Source organism: Burkholderia sp. NRF60-BP8 (genome assembly GCF_001522585.2).
GTDB lineage: Bacteria > Pseudomonadota > Gammaproteobacteria > Burkholderiales > Burkholderiaceae > Burkholderia.
On sequence record NZ_CP013373.1, the window covers coordinates 2833855 to 2851841 of the forward strand.

General features: G+C 69.1%; 19 protein-coding genes. 8 read left to right on the forward strand and 11 right to left on the reverse strand.

Going from position 1 to position 17987, the window contains the following annotated elements; translation table 11 throughout:
* Window positions 1-4: 4 nt before the first annotated feature.
* The 6 genes from WS54_RS26705 to pyk all read right to left on the reverse strand — a co-directional run bounded on the left by WS54_RS26705 (window position 5) and on the right by pyk (window position 6861).
* Window positions 5-1033, reverse strand: a complete 1029-nt coding sequence (locus WS54_RS26705) for an L-threonylcarbamoyladenylate synthase (protein WP_059780560.1) — start codon at window positions 1031-1033, stop codon at window positions 5-7.
* 11 nt (window positions 1034-1044) lie between these two features.
* Entirely contained in the window at window positions 1045-2241 is a 1197-nt protein-coding gene (locus WS54_RS26710; protein ID WP_059780559.1) for a 5-(carboxyamino)imidazole ribonucleotide synthase, read from the reverse strand.
* Window positions 2242-2331: 90 nt separating this feature from the next.
* Complete coding sequence (purE, locus tag WS54_RS26715) at window positions 2332-2853, reverse strand: 5-(carboxyamino)imidazole ribonucleotide mutase (protein ID WP_034208281.1); 522 nt, start codon at window positions 2851-2853, stop codon at window positions 2332-2334.
* A gap of 65 nt (window positions 2854-2918) precedes the next feature.
* The gene (locus WS54_RS26720) at window positions 2919-3809 is read right to left on the reverse strand and encodes a phosphoribosylaminoimidazolesuccinocarboxamide synthase (protein WP_034208282.1); all 891 of its coding nucleotides are present in this window, start codon (window positions 3807-3809) and stop codon (window positions 2919-2921) included.
* 233 nt (window positions 3810-4042) lie between these two features.
* A complete protein-coding gene (fba, locus tag WS54_RS26725; protein ID WP_006481730.1) occupies window positions 4043-5107 on the reverse strand; it encodes a class II fructose-bisphosphate aldolase in 1065 nt (354 codons plus the stop codon).
* A 317-nt stretch (window positions 5108-5424) separates the two neighbouring features.
* Complete coding sequence (gene pyk, locus WS54_RS26730) at window positions 5425-6861, reverse strand: pyruvate kinase (protein WP_034208283.1); 1437 nt, start codon at window positions 6859-6861, stop codon at window positions 5425-5427.
* Here pyk and WS54_RS34395 point away from each other — a divergent pair.
* Window positions 6860-6988, forward strand: a complete 129-nt coding sequence (locus tag WS54_RS34395) for a hypothetical protein (RefSeq protein ID WP_023476234.1) — start codon at window positions 6860-6862, stop codon at window positions 6986-6988. The genes pyk and WS54_RS34395 overlap by 2 nt on opposite strands.
* Window positions 6989-7145: 157 nt before the next feature.
* On the opposite strand, the gene WS54_RS26735 is transcribed toward WS54_RS34395, so the two are convergent.
* The 3 genes from WS54_RS26735 to WS54_RS26750 all read right to left on the reverse strand — a co-directional run bounded on the left by WS54_RS26735 (window position 7146) and on the right by WS54_RS26750 (window position 9698).
* Window positions 7146-8342, reverse strand: coding sequence for a phosphoglycerate kinase (locus WS54_RS26735; protein WP_034208284.1), 1197 nt, complete (start codon window positions 8340-8342; stop codon window positions 7146-7148).
* A 280-nt stretch (window positions 8343-8622) separates the two neighbouring features.
* Window positions 8623-8946, reverse strand: a complete 324-nt coding sequence (locus WS54_RS26745) for an AzlD domain-containing protein (RefSeq protein WP_034208285.1) — start codon at window positions 8944-8946, stop codon at window positions 8623-8625.
* A complete protein-coding gene (locus WS54_RS26750; RefSeq protein WP_059780558.1) occupies window positions 8943-9698 on the reverse strand; it encodes an AzlC family ABC transporter permease in 756 nt (251 codons plus the stop codon). The genes WS54_RS26745 and WS54_RS26750 overlap by 4 nt, the downstream gene beginning before the upstream one ends.
* 208 nt (window positions 9699-9906) lie before the next feature.
* On the opposite strand from WS54_RS26750, the gene WS54_RS26755 reads away from it, so the two are divergent.
* From WS54_RS26755 to WS54_RS26780, 6 genes are all read left to right on the forward strand, one after another.
* Window positions 9907-10830 (forward strand): branched-chain amino acid transaminase, encoded by a 924-nt coding sequence (locus WS54_RS26755; RefSeq protein WP_059780557.1) that lies wholly within the window; start codon window positions 9907-9909, stop codon window positions 10828-10830.
* A 50-nt stretch (window positions 10831-10880) separates the two neighbouring features.
* Entirely contained in the window at window positions 10881-11075 is a 195-nt protein-coding gene (locus WS54_RS26760) for a zinc-finger domain-containing protein (protein ID WP_006482499.1), read from the forward strand.
* 139 nt (window positions 11076-11214) lie between these two features.
* Entirely contained in the window at window positions 11215-12252 is a 1038-nt protein-coding gene (waaF, locus tag WS54_RS26765) for a lipopolysaccharide heptosyltransferase II (protein ID WP_059780556.1), read from the forward strand.
* A gap of 115 nt (window positions 12253-12367) precedes the next feature.
* Window positions 12368-12814: a nuclear transport factor 2 family protein gene (locus WS54_RS26770; RefSeq protein ID WP_006477934.1), complete on the forward strand. Its 447-nt coding sequence runs from the start codon at window positions 12368-12370 to the stop codon at window positions 12812-12814.
* Between the two features lie 33 nt (window positions 12815-12847).
* Window positions 12848-13885 (forward strand): hydrolase, encoded by a 1038-nt coding sequence (locus tag WS54_RS26775; protein ID WP_059780555.1) that lies wholly within the window; start codon window positions 12848-12850, stop codon window positions 13883-13885.
* A complete protein-coding gene (locus WS54_RS26780) occupies window positions 13878-14465 on the forward strand; it encodes a DUF2946 family protein (protein ID WP_059780554.1) in 588 nt (195 codons plus the stop codon). Before WS54_RS26775 ends, WS54_RS26780 begins: the two co-directional genes overlap by 8 nt.
* A 58-nt stretch (window positions 14466-14523) precedes the next feature.
* On the opposite strand, the gene WS54_RS26785 is transcribed toward WS54_RS26780, so the two are convergent.
* On the reverse strand, window positions 14524-16218 hold the full coding sequence (locus tag WS54_RS26785; RefSeq protein ID WP_059780553.1) for a M48 family metalloprotease: 1695 nt from the start codon (window positions 16216-16218) through the stop codon (window positions 14524-14526).
* A 269-nt stretch (window positions 16219-16487) separates the two neighbouring features.
* Between WS54_RS26785 and moaC the strand changes: the two genes are divergently transcribed.
* A complete protein-coding gene (gene moaC / locus WS54_RS26790; protein WP_027789220.1) occupies window positions 16488-16976 on the forward strand; it encodes a cyclic pyranopterin monophosphate synthase MoaC in 489 nt (162 codons plus the stop codon).
* A 354-nt stretch (window positions 16977-17330) separates the two neighbouring features.
* Here moaC and WS54_RS26795 read toward each other — a convergent pair whose 3' ends face one another.
* Complete coding sequence (locus tag WS54_RS26795) at window positions 17331-17681, reverse strand: TonB family protein (protein ID WP_059780552.1); 351 nt, start codon at window positions 17679-17681, stop codon at window positions 17331-17333.
* Between the last annotated feature and the right edge of the window lie 306 nt (window positions 17682-17987).

The window sequence follows — 17987 nt, forward strand, 5'->3', positions numbered from 1 at the left end:
CGCGTCAGTCGCGCGCTTCGAATGCCGCCGCCGCGCGGCCGAGGCGATCGTTGACCGCGATCCATTCGACGGTCTCGGGCAGCTTTTCGACGAGGATGCGCGCGACCTGCGCGCGATCGAGCGCCCGCAGCATCCCGTACAGGTCGCGTGCATAGGCCTGCGGGTCTTCCGGTGCCGCGACGAAATGCACGCCGTCGGCCTGCGCCCAGCGCCCCGCCCGCGACGCGCGGGCGACGAGCGCGACGCGCTCGCCGTCGGTTTGCGCGGCCGCGAGCAGCGGCTCGAGTGCGTCGAACGGCAGCAGCGCGAGCGGCGTGCGCGGCGCGTAATGCGCTTTCAGCGTGCCCGACGCGCGCGGCGCGGTCGCGTCGCTGCCGTCCGGCAGCTTCGGCGCGCGGCCGAGCACGTCGGCGATCTGCCGAGGCGTCACGTGGCCCGGGCGCAGCAGCGCCGGGAAGCCGCGCGACAGATCGAGGATCGTCGACTCGATGCCGACTTCCGATGCGCCGCCGTCGAGCACGTGCACGGTATCGCCGAATTCGTCGCGCACGTGTTGCGCGGTCGTCGGGCTCACGTGGCCGAACCGGTTCGCGGACGGCGCGGCCACGCCGCCGTGGCCGCCGCGCCGCGCGCTAAACGCGGCCAGCAACGCCTGCGCGACCGGATGCGACGGACAGCGCAGCCCGACCGAATCCTGCCCGCCGCTCACGGCATCCGGAATACGCGCATGACGCTTCAGAATCAGCGTGAGCGGCCCCGGCCAGAACGCATCGATCAGCGCGTGCGCGTCGGCCGGCAGATCGTCGGCCCAGTAGCCCGGATCGCCGCCGGGCGGCAGATGCACGATCACCGGATGGTTCGCGGGCCGCCCTTTCGCCGCATAGATGCGCGCGACGGCCTCGGGATTCGCCGCGTCGCCGCCGAGCCCGTAGACGGTTTCGGTCGGAAACGCGACGAGCTGGCCCGCGTCGAGCAACGCGGCGGCCGCGTCGATCTGCGCGGGCGTCACGTGCTTCGGGAGATCGATGGACATCGGCCCGCGCCTCAGTCGAGCGGCACGCGCAGCAGTTGCGCGCACGCGTTGGCGGCAGCGACGGCTTCGTCGCGCGTCTCGGCCGTGAAGTTCACGTGGCCCATCTTGCGGCCGACGCGCGCTTCTTCCTTGCCGTACAGGTGCAGGTGCGCGGCCGGCATCGCGGCGACCGCGTCCCACGGCGGCGTGACGGCATCGGCTGCCGCGCCGTCGGGAAACCACACGTCGCCAAGGATGTTCAGCATCGCGGCCGGCGAATGCTGGCGCGGGTTGCCGAGCGGCATGCGCGTCATCGCGCGCACCTGCTGCTCGAACTGGCTCGTTGCGCACGCATCGACCGTGTAGTGGCCGGAGTTGTGCGGGCGCGGCGCCATTTCGTTCGCGACGAACGAGCCGTCCTCCAGCACGAAGAACTCGACGCACAGCACGCCGACGTAGCCGAGCGTATCGGCGATCCGCACGGCCGCCTGCTGCGCCTCTTCGACGCGCGCGGCATCGGCCGCCGGCGCCGGCACGACCGTCAGCGCGAGGATGCCGTCGTGATGCACGTTCTGCGCGAGCGGGAAGGCGGCCGAGCGGCCGTCCGCGCCGCGCGCGATCAGCGCCGACACCTCGTATTTCAGCGGCAGGCGCTTCTCCAGCACGCACGGCACGCCGCCGAGCGCGGCATGCGCGTCGCGTGCTTCCTGCGCGGTGGCGACGCGCACCTGGCCCTTGCCGTCGTAGCCGAGGCGGGCCGTCTTCAGGATGCCCGGCAGCACCGCGTCGAGCGCGGCATCGTCGAGCGCGGCGAGCGCCGCCGCCGATTCGATCACGACGTGCGGCGCGACCGGCACGCCCGACGCCTCGATGAAACGCTTCTCCGCGATCCGGTCCTGCGCGACCGCGACGCAGCGGCCGGCCGGCGCGACGAACGTCGTGCGCGCGAGGAAATCGAGGCTCGCGGCCGGCACGTTCTCGAATTCCGTCGATACGGCCTCGCACAGGTCCGCCAGTTCGGCGAGTGCGGCTTCGTCGTCGTACGCCGCGCGCAGATGGCGATCGGCGACCGCGCCGGCGGGGCTCGCCGGATCGGGATCGAGCACGGCGACGCGATAGCCCATCGACTGGGCGGCAAAGCAGAACATGCGGCCGAGCTGGCCACCGCCGACCATGCCCAGCCACGCGCCGGGCAGGATCGGGGAAACGGAATCAGGAGTTGCGGTCATGTCAGTGGTCGGTCGCGGCGGAACGCGGAAATGCCCGCCGCAGTAGGAAAATCCGGCGCCGGCCGCATCGTGCGGCCGCGCGCCATGCCGTCATGCCAGCGGCGGCAGCACCATCGCGTGCGCGGCTTCGTTCTGGCGCACGCGGAACGCCGCGAGCCGGTTCGCGTAGTCGACCGAGTTGCCGGACAGGATCGACACCGCGAACAGCGCGGCGTTCGCGGCGCCGGCCTCGCCGATCGCGAACGTCGCGACGGGCACGCCCTTCGGCATCTGCACGATCGAGTGCAGCGAATCGACGCCCTTCAGGTACTTGCTCGCGACCGGCACGCCGAGCACCGGCACCGTGGTCTTCGCGGCCAGCATGCCGGGCAGGTGCGCGGCGCCGCCGGCGCCCGCGATGATCGCGCGCAGCCCGCGCTCGCGCGCCTTCTCCGCATAGTCGAACATCTCGTCGGGCATCCGGTGCGCGGACACGACCTTCGCTTCGTACGGCACGCCGAATTCCTGCAGGATCGCAACCGCGTTCTTCATCACGTCCCAGTCGGAACTCGAACCCATCAGCACGCCGACGAGCGGCGCGCTGTGCGTGTGGGCAGTTTGCTTTTCATTCATTTCGTGTGTTCCTGTCGACCGGAGCGAGTGCTTCAGCACTGACTCCGGTCCCATGCAAAGCTCCGTCAGGCGAGCGCCTGGCCCGTGATGCGCTCGAGCGCTTCCTGGTACTTCGCGGCCGTCTTCTCGACGACGTCGGCCGGCAGAGCCGGCGCCGGCGCCGTCTTGCCCCACGGCTGCGCCTCGAGCCAGTCGCGCACGAACTGCTTGTCGAACGACGGCGGGTTCGTGCCGACTTCGTACTGATCGGCGGGCCAGAAGCGCGACGAATCGGCGGTCAGCACTTCGTCCATCAGGTACAGCTTGCCGTGGTTGTCGAGGCCGAATTCGAACTTCGTGTCGGCGATGATGATGCCGCGCGTCGCCGCGTAATCGGCCGCTTCCTTGTACAGGCGAATCGAGATGTCGCGGATCGTCGCGGCCAGCTCGGTGCCGATGCGGCGCTCGGTTTCCTCGAACGTGATGTTCTCGTCGTGCTCGCCCATCTCGGCCTTCGCGGCCGGCGTGAAGATCGGCTCGGGCAGCTTCTGCGCGTTCTGCAGGCCTTCCGGCAGCTGCACGCCGCACACGGCGCCCGACGCCTGGTATTCCTTCCAGCCGCTGCCGGCCAGGTAGCCGCGCACGACCGCTTCGATCATGATCGGCTCGAGACGCTTGACGACCACGCCGCGGCCCTTCACCTGCTCGACCTCGTCAGCCGCGACGACCGCTTCCGGCGCGTCGCCCGTCAGGTGATTCGGCACGATGTGCGCGAGCTTGTCGAACCAGAAGTTCGCCATCTGGTTCAGCACGCGGCCCTTGTTCGGAATCGGCTCGCCCATCACCACGTCGAAGGCCGACAGGCGATCGGTCGTGACGATCAGGAGCTTGTCGTTGCCGACCGCGTAGTTATCGCGAACCTTGCCGCGACCGAGGAGCGGCAGCGAGCGGAGCGTGGATTCGTAAAGGGTAGACATCGTCTTTTCGCAGATAAGGAGCCAAACAAAAAGGGAAACGCCGTTCCCCGCGGCAGGCGGGAACGGCGGTCTTGCAATGCGTCGGCGAACCGGCGGGCGCAGCGCCCGGACGGCTGCCGGCCGGCCCTCGTTCGGCCGGACGGAACGGCCGCCGGGGCCGGACCGGATCCGGCCGGCCTGGCGGCCCGCCCATGCCCGGCGGCAGAACCGGGCGGGGCAATCGTACTACAGTCTCAGCGCACGACCTGTGCGAGCGCGCCCGACTTGTACTGCTCGGCGATCTTGTCGAGCGACACCGGCTTGATCTTGCCGGCCTGGCCTTCGCAGCCGAACGCGAGGTAACGGTCGACGCAGACCTTCTTCGCGGCTTCGCGCGCGGGCTTCAGGTAGTCGCGCGGATCGAACTTGCCCGGATTCTCGAACAGGTAGCGGCGGATCGCGCCGGTGATCGCGAGACGCAAGTCGGTGTCGATGTTGATCTTGCGCACGCCGTGCTTGATGCCTTCCTGGATTTCCTCGACCGGCACGCCGTAGGTTTCCTTCATGTCGCCGCCGAATTCGCGGATCTCGGCCAGCAGTTCCTGCGGCACCGACGACGAACCGTGCATCACGAGGTGCGTGTTCGGGATGCGCGCGTGGATTTCCTTGATGCGCTGGATCGACAGGATGTCGCCCGTCGGCTTCTTCGAGAACTTGTACGCGCCGTGCGACGTGCCGATCGCGATCGCGAGCGCATCGCACTGCGTGAGCTTCACGAAGTCGGCGGCTTGCTCCGGATCGGTCAGCAGCTGCTCGCGGGTCATCGTGCCTTCCGCGCCGTGGCCGTCTTCCTTGTCGCCCTTCATCGTCTCGAGCGAGCCCAGCACGCCGAGCTCGGCTTCGACCGTCACGCCGATCGAGTGCGCCATCTCGACGACCTTGCGCGACACGTCGACGTTGTACTCGTACGACGCGACCGTCTTGCCGTCGGCTTCGAGCGAACCGTCCATCATCACGCTGGTGAAGCCGCTGCGGATCGCGGCCGTGCAGACCGCCGGCGACTGGCCGTGATCCTGGTGCATCACGACCGGAATGTGCGGATACGATTCGACCGCCGCTTCGATCAGGTGGCGCAGGAACGGCTCGCCCGCATACTTACGCGCGCCGGCCGATGCCTGCATGATCACGGGCGCGCCGACCTGATCCGCCGCCGCCATGATCGCCTGGACCTGCTCCAGGTTGTTCACGTTGAAGGCCGGCAGGCCGTAACCGTGCTCTGCCGCGTGGTCCAGCAATTGACGCATTGATACGAGAGGCATTGTGGAACTCCTTGGAATGAAAACCGGTGCGCCCTGACGCCGGCGCGGCGCTCGCTCCCGGTCCAGACCGGGGCGGCACGGCGCGGCTGAGCGTCGAATAGCCGCATTTTATCGCGAAGCGCCTCCGATTCCGACCGCCCGGTAGCGCCCGCTCGCAATTTGTTACGTTCGCACGGCACAATCCGGCCAAAAAGGAGAAAAAAAGCCGCGCGGGGCTTCGGACCCCGCGCGGCTTTCGCGCAAAAAACGGTGCCGGATCGATTCCGACCGATCCGGGCCGCAGGCCGCGAGCCGGCTCGATGCGGCTCGGCCGACGCTCAATAATGCTCGCCGACCCGCACGATCTTCAGCGTGTTGGTGCCGCCCGCCTGCCCCATCGGCTCGCCGACGGTCAGCACGACCATGTCGCCGTGCTGCACGTAACCCTGCTTGACGACGATCTCGAGCGCCGCCTGCAGCGCCGAATCGCGGTCGCTGTTGAAGTCGACGTGCAGCGGCGTCACGTTGCGGTACAGCGCCATCGTGCGCTCGCTGCCGACGCGCGGCGTCAGCGCGAAGATCGGCACGTGCGTGTAGTGGCGCGACATCCACAGCGCGGTCGCGCCCGATTCGGTCAGCGCGACGATCGCCTTCGCGCCGAGGTGATACGCGGTGAACAGCGCGCCCATCGCGATCGACTGGTCGATCCGCGTGAACGTGCGGTCGAGGAAATCCTTGTCCAGCTCGACGTGCTCCGACTTTTCCGCCTCGACGCATACGGCCGCCATCGTCTCGATCGTGACGACCGGGTACTTGCCGGCGGCCGTCTCGGCCGACAGCATCACCGCGTCGGTGCCGTCGAGCACCGCGTTCGCGACGTCCGACACTTCCGCGCGGGTCGGCACCGGTGCGTAGATCATCGATTCCATCATCTGCGTCGCGGTGATCACGAGCTTGTTCGACTCGCGCGCCATCCGGATCATCCGCTTCTGCAACGCCGGCACGGCCGCGTTGCCCACTTCCACCGCGAGGTCGCCGCGCGCGACCATGATGCCGTCGGATGCGTCGAGGATGCTCTGCAGCGCCGGAATCGCTTCCGCGCGCTCGATCTTCGCGATCATCTTCGGCTTGATGCCGTACGGCGCACCCGCGATGTTCGCGAGCTGGCGCGCCATTTCCATGTCGGTGGCGTTCTTCGGGAACGACACGGCCACCAGGTCCGCGCCGAGCGACATCGCGGTGCGGATGTCCTCCATGTCCTTCGCGGTCAGCGCCGGAGCCGACAGGCCGCCGCCCTGGCGGTTGATCCCCTTGTTGTTCGACAGCTCGCCGCCCACCTTGACGGTCGTGTGAATCTCGTCGCCGAGCACGCGCTCGACGGTCAGCACGATCAGCCCGTCGTTCAGCAGCAGCAGGTCGCCCGGCTTCAGATCGCGCGGCAGTTCCTTGTAGTCGAGGCCGACGCGCTCGTCGTTGCCGAGTTCGCAGCCCGCATCGAGGATGAACGGCTGCCCCGGCACGAGCGTGGTCTTGCCGTTCTCGAACTTGCCGACGCGGATCTTCGGGCCCTGGAGGTCGGCCATGATCGCGATCTCGCGGCCGACCTTGCGGGCGGCCTCGCGCACCATTTCGGCGCGCTGGCGGTGATCGTCGGCCGTGCCGTGCGAAAAATTGAGCCGCACGACGTCGAGGCCCGCCTGCATCATCTGCAGCAGAGTCTCCGGCGAACTGGAGGCCGGGCCGATCGTGGCGACTATCTTGGTGGCGCGCTGCATGAAACTCCTCATCTGGATCAAGGTGGATGCGCTGGGTGAAACGCTGCGAGAGCCGGAAGCGGCAGGCCCAGCGGCGGCCGCTCCGGGGAGCGTGCCGGTGCTTGCGCCCGGCATCGCTTTGTTCTGAATCTCGTGGTGCTGCACGGCCGCGTCGCCGGCGGCCGCCGGTGCGCGCGGGGCGGTGTTCGCCCGCGCGGGCGCGCGTTTGCGCTTGCCCGCGCCGGCCGGCTGCTCCGCTTTCGCGGAGCGCGCGGCCTTCGTCGCCCCTGCGCGCGTCGCCACGCTCAGGCCGCCCGCGTTTCGAGCACTTCCACTGCCGGCAGCTTCTTCCCCTCGAGGAACTCGAGGAAGGCGCCGCCGCCCGTCGAGATGTAGCTGACCTGGTCGTGGATGCCGTACTTCGCGATGGCCGCGAGCGTGTCGCCGCCGCCCGCGATCGAGAACGCGGACGATTTGGCGATCGCTTCGGCGAGCGTCTTCGTGCCGTTGCCGAACTGATCGAACTCGAACACGCCGACCGGGCCGTTCCAGACGATCGTGCCGGCCTTCTCGAGCTGGCTGGCGAGCGCCTTGGCCGTATCGGGGCCGATGTCGAGGATCATGTCGTCCGCTTCGATGTCGGCGACCTGCTTCACCGTGGCCGCGGCCGTCGGCGAGAATTCCTTCGCGGTGACGACGTCGGTGGGGATCGGCACCGACGCGCCGCGCTCGCGCGCTTCGTCGATGATCGCCTTCGCCTCGGCGACGAGATCGGCTTCCGCGAGCGACTTGCCGATCGACAGGCCGGCCGCGAGCATGAACGTGTTCGCGATGCCGCCGCCGACGATCAACTGGTCGACCTTGCCGGCCAGCGACTTCAGGATGGTCAGCTTGGTCGACACCTTGGAACCGGCGACGATCGCGACCAGCGGGCGCGCCGGGTTGCCGAGCGCCTTGCCGAGCGCGTCGAGTTCGGCCGCCAGCAGCGGGCCCGCGCACGCGACGGGCGCGTACTTCGCGATCCCGTGCGTGGTCGCTTCCGCGCGGTGCGCGGTGCCGAACGCGTCGTTCACGTACACGTCGCAGAGCTTCGCCATCTTCTGCGCGAGCTCGTCCGAATTCTTCTTCTCGCCCTTGTTCACGCGGCAGTTCTCGAGCAGCACGACCTGGCCCGGCGCGACGTTCACGCCGTTCTCGACCCAGTTCGACACGAGCGGCACGTCGCGGCCGAGCAGTTCGCCCAGACGCTTCGCGACCGGCGCGAGCGAGTCTTCCGGCTTGAATTCGCCTTCGGTCGGACGGCCGAGGTGCGACGTGACCATCACGGCCGCGCCGGCGTCGAGCGCGGCCCGGATGGCCGGCACGGACGCGCGCACGCGCGTGTCCTCGGTGATGTTGCCGTGATCGTCCTGCGGGACGTTCAGGTCGGCACGGATGAACACCCGCTTGCCGGCGAGCTGGCCGGCGGCGATCAGGTCGGTGAGACGCTTGACTTGGCTCATGTTGAACAGATTGAAGTAGTGGATGGGGAAAGGGGGTTCACGCTGGACGTGCGCGGGCTGCCGCGAAAGGGCGCCGGATGCGGCCGTGGCTGGCGGTTCGCATGACGCGCACGGGTAAAAAATCTCGAACGGGCATTCTAGCCGATCCATCCGGCAGACTGACCCGTGCGGCGGCGAATTCCGCCTATTTGGGATCGCGTGCGGCCGTCGACACGATGCTGCATCGCAGCAACGCACGACCCCGCCCAGCCGGCACGCGGCCGGCCCGCGCGGCGCATCGTCAGAAGATCAGGCGCAGCGCGGTGAACACGAGCATGCCGACGACGATCGTGCCGAGCATGCTGCGCCGCCACAAAAACCAGCCGAGGCCGGCGAGCGCCGCGTAGAGCGGATGATTGGACAGCCCGAACGACAGCCCCGCCGGCGTTTCGAGCACGTCGGGCAGCACGACGGCGACCAGCGCGGCGGCCGGCGCGTAGCGCAGCGCGCGCTGCGCGCGTTCGGGCAGCACGGTGCGCTCGCCGCCGATCAGGAACAGCGCGCGCGTGACGGCCGTGACGATCGTCATTCCGACGATGACGATCCAGATCTCGGTCGCGCTCATTCAATGTCCTTTTCGTGCACGGTTTCGGTACGGATGCGCCGCCAGTCGGCGCGCTCGACGAAGAAATCGGCCGCGCAGCCGGCCGCGAGCGCGGCGAACACCGCCAGCGGCAGCGCGAGCCGGTACGGCAGGTCGAACGCGATCAGCGACACGATCCCGGCGACCGCGACGGCCGCGAGCGTCGAACGGTTCGCGACCGCCGACACCATGATCGGGATCAGCGCGAGCGTGCCGGCCAGCTCCAGCCCCCAGCTCGCGGGAAAGATGCTCGCGAGCAGGATGCCGGCGAGCGACGACACCTGCCACGACGCCCAGCTCGCGAGCGCCATCCCCCAGAAATACGCCTCCTTGCCCGGCACGCGGCCGTACGCGAAGCCCTGTTTCTGGAACAGCAGGTAGATCACGTCGCCGTTGAAATAGCCGATCGCGACGCGCCGCCACAGCGGCAGGTAGGAAAAATGGGGCGCCAGCCCGGCGCTGAAGATCACGAAGCGCAGGTTGACCATCGCGGCCGTAAGCAGCACGGTCCAGATCGGCAGCTTCGCCGCGAGGAGCGGCAGCACTGCGAGCTGCGACGAGCCCGCGTAGACGAACAGCGACATCGCGCTCGCCTGCCCGAGCGTCATCACGGACTTGCTCATCGCGATGCCGGTGACGAGCCCCCAGGACAGGATCGCCATCAGTGTCGGGGAATAGTCGCGCGCGCCCTGGATCAGCGCGAAGCGGTCGGTGGCGGACAATCGAGCGAGCATGGGAAAGGCGGGCCGCAGCGGGCGGTTCGTCCGGGCGCCGGCGTCTCCCGCCGGCAAGGCCCGTCGTTATTGGAATCGGTACCGGCCGATTATAGCCCCGACCCTGTGCCGACCGACCGGATCGCCGCCAAATGACGCTAAAATAAGCGTCTTTCCGGCTCAACGCTGCATACAACCCGCAGCACCCCACCGCTTCCAGGAGAATCCTATGTCAATGGCCGACCGCGACGGCAAGATCTGGATGGACGGCAAGCTGATCGACTGGCGCGACGCCAAGATCCACGTCCTGACCCACACGCTGCACTACGGCATGGGCGTCTTCGAGGGCGTACGCGCGTACAAGGCGGCCGACGGCAGCACCGCGATCTTCCGCCTGCGCGAGCACACCAAGCGTCTGCTGAATTCGGCGAAGATCTTCCAGATGGACGTGCCGTTCGACCGCGAAACGCTCGAAGCCGCGCAACTCGCGGTCGTGCGCGAGAACAAGCTCGAGTCGTGCTACCTGCGCCCGATCATCTGGGTCGGCTCGGAAAAGCTCGGCGTGGCCGCGAAGGGCAACACGATCCACGTCGCGATCGCCGCGTGGCCGTGGGGCGCGTACCTCGGCGAAGAAGGCCTCGCGAAGGGCATCCGCGTGAAGACGTCGTCGTTCACGCGCCACCACGTGAACGTGTCGATGGTGCGCGCGAAGGCGTCGGGCTGGTACGTGAACTCGATTCTCGCGAACCAGGAAGCGACGGCCGACGGCTACGACGAAGCGCTGCTGCTCGACGTCGACGGCTACGTGTCCGAAGGCTCGGGCGAGAACTTCTTCCTCGTGAACAACGGCAAGCTGTACACGCCCGACCTGTCGTCGTGCCTCGACGGCATCACGCGCGACACGGTCATCACGCTCGCGAAGGACGCCGGCATCGACGTGATCGAGAAGCGCATCACGCGCGACGAGGTCTACACGGCCGACGAAGCGTTCTTCACCGGCACGGCCGCCGAAGTCACGCCGATCCGCGAGCTCGACAACCGCACGATCGGCAGCGGCGCGCGCGGCCCCGTCACGGAAAAGCTCCAGTCGGCGTTTTTCGATATCGTGTCGGGCAAGAACGCGAAGTACGCGCACTGGCTGACGAAGGTCTGAGCGCGCTGCGCGACCGACCGCCCCACACAAGAGTGATAAGAGAAAGTCTCATGAGTGAAATCAAGGAAATGCCGCTGGTCGAGCTGACGGCCAAGGATCTTCCCGCCTACTGCCCGAACCCGGCCATGACGCGCTGGAATGCGCACCCGCGCGTGTTCATCGACGTGTCGCACGGCGAGGCGCGCTGCCCGTACTGCGGCACGCGCTACAAGCTGCGCGACGGCGAGGTCGTCAAGGGCCACTGAGCCCCGCCGGCCGGGCCCGAGGGCCTTCGATCCGCAAGGCGGCGCAGCCGGAGGTCCGGCGCGCCGCCCTTCCCCATTCTGGCAACCCGAACGCGGCGCCCGTGCGCCGTGCTTCATTACGACATCGGAAGTCGACCTGATGCGTCGAGCGCTGGTTATCGCACCGAACTGGATCGGTGACGCATTGATGGCGCAGCCGCTTTTTGCGCTGCTGAGAAAGCTCCATCCCCGCATCGCGATCGATGCCGTCGCACCCTCGTGGGTCGCGCCCGTGCTCGAGCGGATGCCCGAGATCCACGATGTCTACGCGACCGATCTCGCGCACGGCAAGCTGCAGCTGCTGCGCCGCTGGCAGCTCGCGAGCGACCTGCGCGACGTCGGCTACGACGCGGCGTACGTGCTGCCGAATTCGCTGAAGTCCGCGGTGATCCCGTGGCTCGCGAACATCCCGCTGCGGATCGGCTATACGGGCGAGCATCGCTACGGGCTGCTGAACGTGCGGCACGCGAATCCAGCCAAGTCGGGCGAGCGGCCGCCGATGACGACCCACTACGCGGCGCTCGCCTACGCACCGGGGGCGAAGCTGCCCGAGTCGATGAAGACGCTGCCCGCGCCGCGCCTGGACGCCGACCTGAACGAGACGGCGCGCGTGTCCGCACGCTTCAATCTCGATACGCGCAAGCCGCTCGTCGTGTTCTGCCCCGGCGCCGAGTACGGTCCGGCCAAGCGCTGGCCGCCCGAGCATTTCGCGTCGCTCGCGACCATCGTCCACCAGTCGTTCCCGTATACGCAGATCGTCGCGCTCGGCTCGCAGAAGGATGCCGCGGCCGCGCAGGCGATCGCCGACCACGCGCCGAACGTGCGCAACCTGTGCGGGCAGACGTCGCTGTCCGAGGCGTGCGCGCTGATCGCGCGCGCGAACGCCGTCGTCACCAACGATTCGGGGCTGATGCACGTCGCCGCCGCGCTGCGCCGGCCGCTCGTCGCGTTGTACGGATCGACCGATCCGCGCCACACCCCTCCGCTGTCGGACCTGGCGAAGGTACAATGGCTGCATCTCGAATGCAGTCCCTGCTTCGAACGCGAGTGCCCGCTCGGCCACCTCCAGTGCCTGCGCGAACTCGGTCCCGAGCAGGTATTCGGCGATTTGCGCGGCATGCTCGTCGGGCAGCGCTGACCCTGACCGGCGGCGTCGCACGGCGCGCCGGGCAATCCGATTCACCGGTGCGCGGCGGCTCGATCCGGGCCGCCATGCTGAATACGGCGCGCGATGCGCGCGAGAGACAACCCCGATGCCACGTTTTGCCCGCCTTTTCGAAGCCGCTGCCGATACGCTGAACGCCTACTACCAGGCCGTCGCGGATGCCAATCTCGACGCGCTGCTGGCGTTGTGGATCGACGAGGATTTCGCCAGCTGCGTATGGGCGGACGGCGAGCATCTGCACGGCCTCGACCAGATCCGCGGCGGGCTCGCCAACCGGCTCGCGACGCGCCCGGTCACGATCGAGCCGCTCGACATCCGCGTGTACGACAGCCTCGGCACGGTCGTCTACACGATCGCCGAAGCGCATCAGCAGGCCGACCTGACGGCCGAACCCGACATGGTTTTCGCGACGTACGTGATGATTCACGAACGCGGCGAGTGGCGTATCGCGCACATCCACGCGAGCCCGATTCCTGAACAAGCGGCCGGACAATTCGCCGCGAAGATCCGTCACGGGCAGGGTCCGCTGCACTGACGAAGAACGAAGCAACGCATTAGCGGGGCGATCATGAGTACGGCTTCTCCGCCCACCTCGCCGCTGACCGGGGCCCCGGCCCCCGACGACGATTCATTGCGCTATCGCGCGCCGCGCTGGCTGCCCAACAGCCATGTGCAAACCATCGTGCCCGCGCTGTTCGCGCGGCGTCCGGTTGTCGCTTACCGGCGAGAGCGATGGGAAACCCCCGACCACGACTTCATCGATCTCGACTGGGTCGCGCATCTCGACAGCGCGGCGCCGGCGCCCGACGCGCCGCTGTTCGTGCTGTTCCACGGCCTCGAAGGCAGCTCCGGCTCGCACTACGCGCTCGCGATGATGGCGGCCGCGCGCGCGAAGGGGTGGCACGCGGTCGTCCCGCACTTCCGCAGTTGCAGCGGCGAGATCAACCGCCAGCCGCGCTTCTACCATCTCGCCGACAGCGCCGAGGTCGACTGGATCCTGCGCCGGCTCGCCGCGCAGCATCGCGGGCCGCTGGTCGCGGCCGGCGTGTCGCTCGGCGGCAACGTGCTGCTGCGCTGGCTCGGCGAGCACCGCAGCGACACGTCGATCGTGCATGCCGCCGCCGCGATCTCCACGCCGATCGACGTGCACGCCGGTGGTCGCGCGCTGTCGCAGGGGTTCGCGATGGTCTATACGCGCAGCTTCCTGAAGACGCTCAAGCGCAAGGCGCTCGCCAAGCTCGACCAGTATCCGGGGCTGTTCGACCGCGAAGCGATGCTGCAGGCCGTGACGATGCGCGACTTCGACGAGGTCGTGACCGCGCCGCTGCACGGTTTCGCGAACGCGGACGACTACTGGACGAAGGCGACCACCCGGCCGCTGCTGCCCGCGATCGACGTGCCGACGCTGATCCTCAACGCCCGCAACGATCCGTTCCTGCCCGAATCGGCGCTGCCGGGCCCCGCCGACGTGTCGCCGGCCGTCGAGCTCGACCAGCCCGCGCACGGCGGTCACGCGGGCTTCATGACCGGGCCGTTCCCCGGCCGCCTCGACTGGCTGTCGGCGCGGGTGTTCGGCTATTGCTCGAAATTCGTCGACCATGGATGACATCGTCAGGCAGGCGCTCGCCAAATGGCCGAACGTGCCGGATTGCACCGGCTGGCTGCTGCTCGACCGGCGCGGCGCCTGGCGGCTGCGCGACGACGCGGCGCAGGCGGCCGGCGAGCTCGGCTCGCCGATCCGGCATGCGGCACTGAACGCGTTCATCGGCCGCAACTACGCGTGCGACGAGCACGGCCAGTGGTTCTTCCAGAACGGGCCGCAGCGCGTGTACGTCGAGCTCGCGTATACGCCGTGGGTCGTGCGGCTCGCCGAACGCGACGGGCAGCTTGCGCTCACCGACCAGACGGGCGCCCCGTTCGAACCGGACGCGGTCTGGCTCGACGACGGCGGCGGCGTGCTGTTTCGCGATGCCGGCCCTCCCGCACGCATCGCGGCGCTGCACGATCACGACCTCGGCTTGTTTGCCGATCATGCGGACTTCGACGCGACACCGCCCGTGCTGCGCTGGCGCGACGGGCGCACGCTGACGCTCGGCCAGCTCGCTCGCGCCGACGTGCCGGCGACGTTCGGATTCGTCGCGAGTCCTGCGCAGCGGGCGCGCGATGCGTCGAACGACGGCCGCTGACGTGCGATCGCCGTAGCCCGCGTGTCACTCGTGTCACGCCTGCCCGCCCGACGGGCCGCTATCCGCGCCCGTTCTTCTCGTCGTCGCGCTCTTCCTTGTAGCGCGCCTCGAATTCCAGCAGCCGCGCGCCGATGATCGACTGCTCGTAGAACGATACGTCCTTCGCGTCGCGCGCTTCCTTCAGTTGCCGGATCGCCGACGGCCACGCGCCGTCGAGCGCCAGTTTCTCCGCCAGCGCCCGGCGCCGCGCGAGCACGTCGCCCTTGCCGTCGCTCGCCTTCGCGAGGTAATCCCACCAGTCCGGCTGTTCGGGGTCGGCCTTGGCCTGCGCCCGTGCGAGCGTCTGCGCTTCGGCGAAGCGGCGGGCGGCGATCAGCGCCTGCAGGTGCGCGACGATCGCCGCGTGCGACGCCGGCCAGCGCCGCTGCGCGAGCGCCGAGAGCCGTACCGCGTCGTCGGTTCGGCCCGCGCGGCGGGCGATGTCGGCGGCCAGCACGTCGAGGCTCGGCGAACTGCTCGCCGGATCGTCGTCGCGCCGCTCGCGCGCATCGAACGCGCTGCGCGCCGACGCGAGCGCCTTGTCCGCCGCGTCGTACTGGCCGAGCAGCGTGTTCGCGAGCGCGATGCCGTACCAGTTCGCCGCGACGTTCGGCGCCGTGCGATCGTCGATCTCGAGCTGCATCCGGCGCGCCTCGGCCGAGATGTCGGTCGGCGCCCGGTTCTGCAGGACGCGCAGCCGCGCGCGCACGAACCCGTATTCGGCCGACTGGCGCGGCTGCCGGTACGGCGCGCGCCGCGCACGGTCCTCCATGTCGGCAATCCGCTCGCCGGTCAGCGGGTGCGTGCGCGCATAGGCCGGCACGCCCGCATCGCCCATCGACGCACGATCGAGCCGCTCGAAGAAGCCCGGCATCCCGTACGGGTCGTAGCCGGCCCCCGCGAGCAACTGGAAGCCGACGCGGTCGGCCTCGCGCTCGGCCGACCGCGAGAAGCGCAACTGGTTGTCGACCGCATACGCCTGCCCGCCCATCGCGATCGCGCTGCCGAGATCGCCGCTGCGCGCGAGTACGCCGGCCAGCACGCCGAGCAGCATCGTCGCGAGCGCCGTATAGCCGGTCTTCTCGCTCGCGCCGATCATCCGTGCGATGTGCCGCTGCAGCACGTGGCCCATCTCGTGGCCGACCACCGATGCGAGCTCCGACTCCGTCTGCGTCGTCACCACCAGCCCGCTGTTGATCCCGATGAAGCCGCCCGGCATCGAGAACGCATTGATCTGCGGATCGCGCACCGGGAACAGGTCGAAGTCCGGCGTGTAGCCGCCGATGTAGCGCGCCGTCGCCGCGGCCGCGAGCCGCGCCGCCATCGCATTCAGGTAGTCGCGCACGAGCCAGTCGTCGAGATAGTCTGGATCGCGCCGCACTTCGCGCATCACGCGCTCGCCGAGCCGGCGCTCGGCTCGCGGCGTCAGCGAACCGCCGGAGCCGTCGCCGAGATCGGGCAGCTCGAGCGCACGCAGCGGCGCGCGCAGGCTCGCGACCGGCGCCGACGCACCGCCCGCGTCCGCAAACCGGCTCTCCGCGCCGCCGTACGTGCCGAACACGCCGGTCGCGATGCCGGACGGCACGGTGGAAATCGACGCCGCGCCGCCGCCCGCCGGCTCGAGCGGCGGCGCGGATGCGCTCTGTGCATGGCCGCCCGGCGGCAGCGCGAGCGCCGCCGACAGCGACACGGCAAGCAACTGTTTGACACGCATGGCAGGATGAAAACGACGCCGTCCCGCGCACCCGGCGCGCAGCGCGGCGTTTGGTCTGAATATTCGGGTCATTGTACCGGCGCCGCGACGACTGTCCCGTGCCGCGCGTGCGGCATCTGCGCCTGCGGCAACGCGAACGCCGCTGCTATGATAGGCGCCCGTTGAGAGATTGGATCGGTTCGTCGCGCCGGTGTGGAACCCGGTGGCCAGCCGATCGCGAAGCAGGATCGAGGCACGTGCGCGCGCACGCCGTTCCACTAGAGGAAGCCATGTCAGGACTCACCCATTTCGATGCCGCCGGCCACGCCCACATGGTCGACGTCGGCGGCAAGCAGGAAACGCAACGCATCGCGATCGCGCGCGGCACGATCCGGATGCTGCCGGCCACGTTCGCGCTGATTCGCGACGGCAAGGCCAAGAAAGGCGACGTGCTCGGCGTCGCGCGCATCGCGGCGATCCAGGGCGCGAAGCGCACGGCCGATCTCATTCCGCTGTGCCACCCGCTCGCGCTGACGCGCGTGGCCGTCGACTTCGAACTCGACGACGCGCTGCCGGGCGTGCATTGCGTCGCGCAGGTGGAGACGTTCGGCCGGACCGGCGTCGAGATGGAAGCGCTGACGGCCGTCCAGGTCGGACTGCTGACCGTCTACGACATGTGCAAGGCGGTCGATCGCGGGATGGTGATCACGGACGTGAGCGTGCGGGAAAAGCGCGGCGGGAAGTCGGGGGACTGGAAGGCGGAAGACGTCGCCGGCTGAGCGCACGCCGCGACGCACTCGCGCGCAGCTCGTGGGGAATCGATGGTTGTCGTGATTTCCCGGTCGAACGACAGACCATCAGGAAACCACGTCGCCGATGGGGAGCGATTCGGTGAAATGCGTTGCGCCGCTGCCGTATGCGTGCCCCGGTGCGCCACCGTGCCGGCAGCTATCCGTTCCCATGTGAACCGGCCCTGACGGGCAAGCGCGGGAAAACACCGTCACGATGCGTTGATCGACGGACGCGCGACGGCTTCGCGTCATTCGGCGCCACGCCGGACTGTCGCGGCACGAACCCGATACCCCGGAACTGAATCTGGACCGCGCGCCACGGCGCGGCGCCCGCTCCCGGCGTCACTGCCCGCGCTGCGGTTCGAACACGAACGGCTGGGTCAGCAAGAAAGGGTTCGCGGTCGCGCCAGTCTGCACGCACGTGGCGTGCGTCATCGCTTCGACGGCCGCGCGATCGGCCGCCGCATTGCGGCTGCTCGTCGTCACGGTGACGTTCTGCGCTTCGCCGGTCGTCGTCATCAACGCACGCACCAGCACGGTCGCCGGACGCGTGAGCGGCTTCGCGGTATCCGGATAGACGGCACGCGGAATGTGGCAGGTCAGCTTGCTTTCCTGCGACGACGACAGCATCGCGCAGCCGGAAAACAGCATCGCGACGGCGGGCAGGATCAGGTAGGTCGAGCGAATGGCCATGGTCGAATATCGTTCTTCAGCACTGTCTGGGCACACGCGCCGCGCGACGGAAGCCTTCCCCGCCCGCATCGCGTATGTCTCGCTGCGCCGCGGCCATCGGACCGGCGCCCCGTTACGGCCGCACGGCCGAGCGACGCTCGACCGCGATCCTGCCCGGCGAAATGCCCGGATAGCCGGGAAGTTTTCCGTGTTCGCACCGGCTACGCCCCGCGCCGGCGCGCACGCCAGCGCTTTCGCGCATTGTGCACGCGCCGCCCGGCCAGCGGCGGCGATTTGACAATGGTTGACGCGAATCGCCGCCCATTC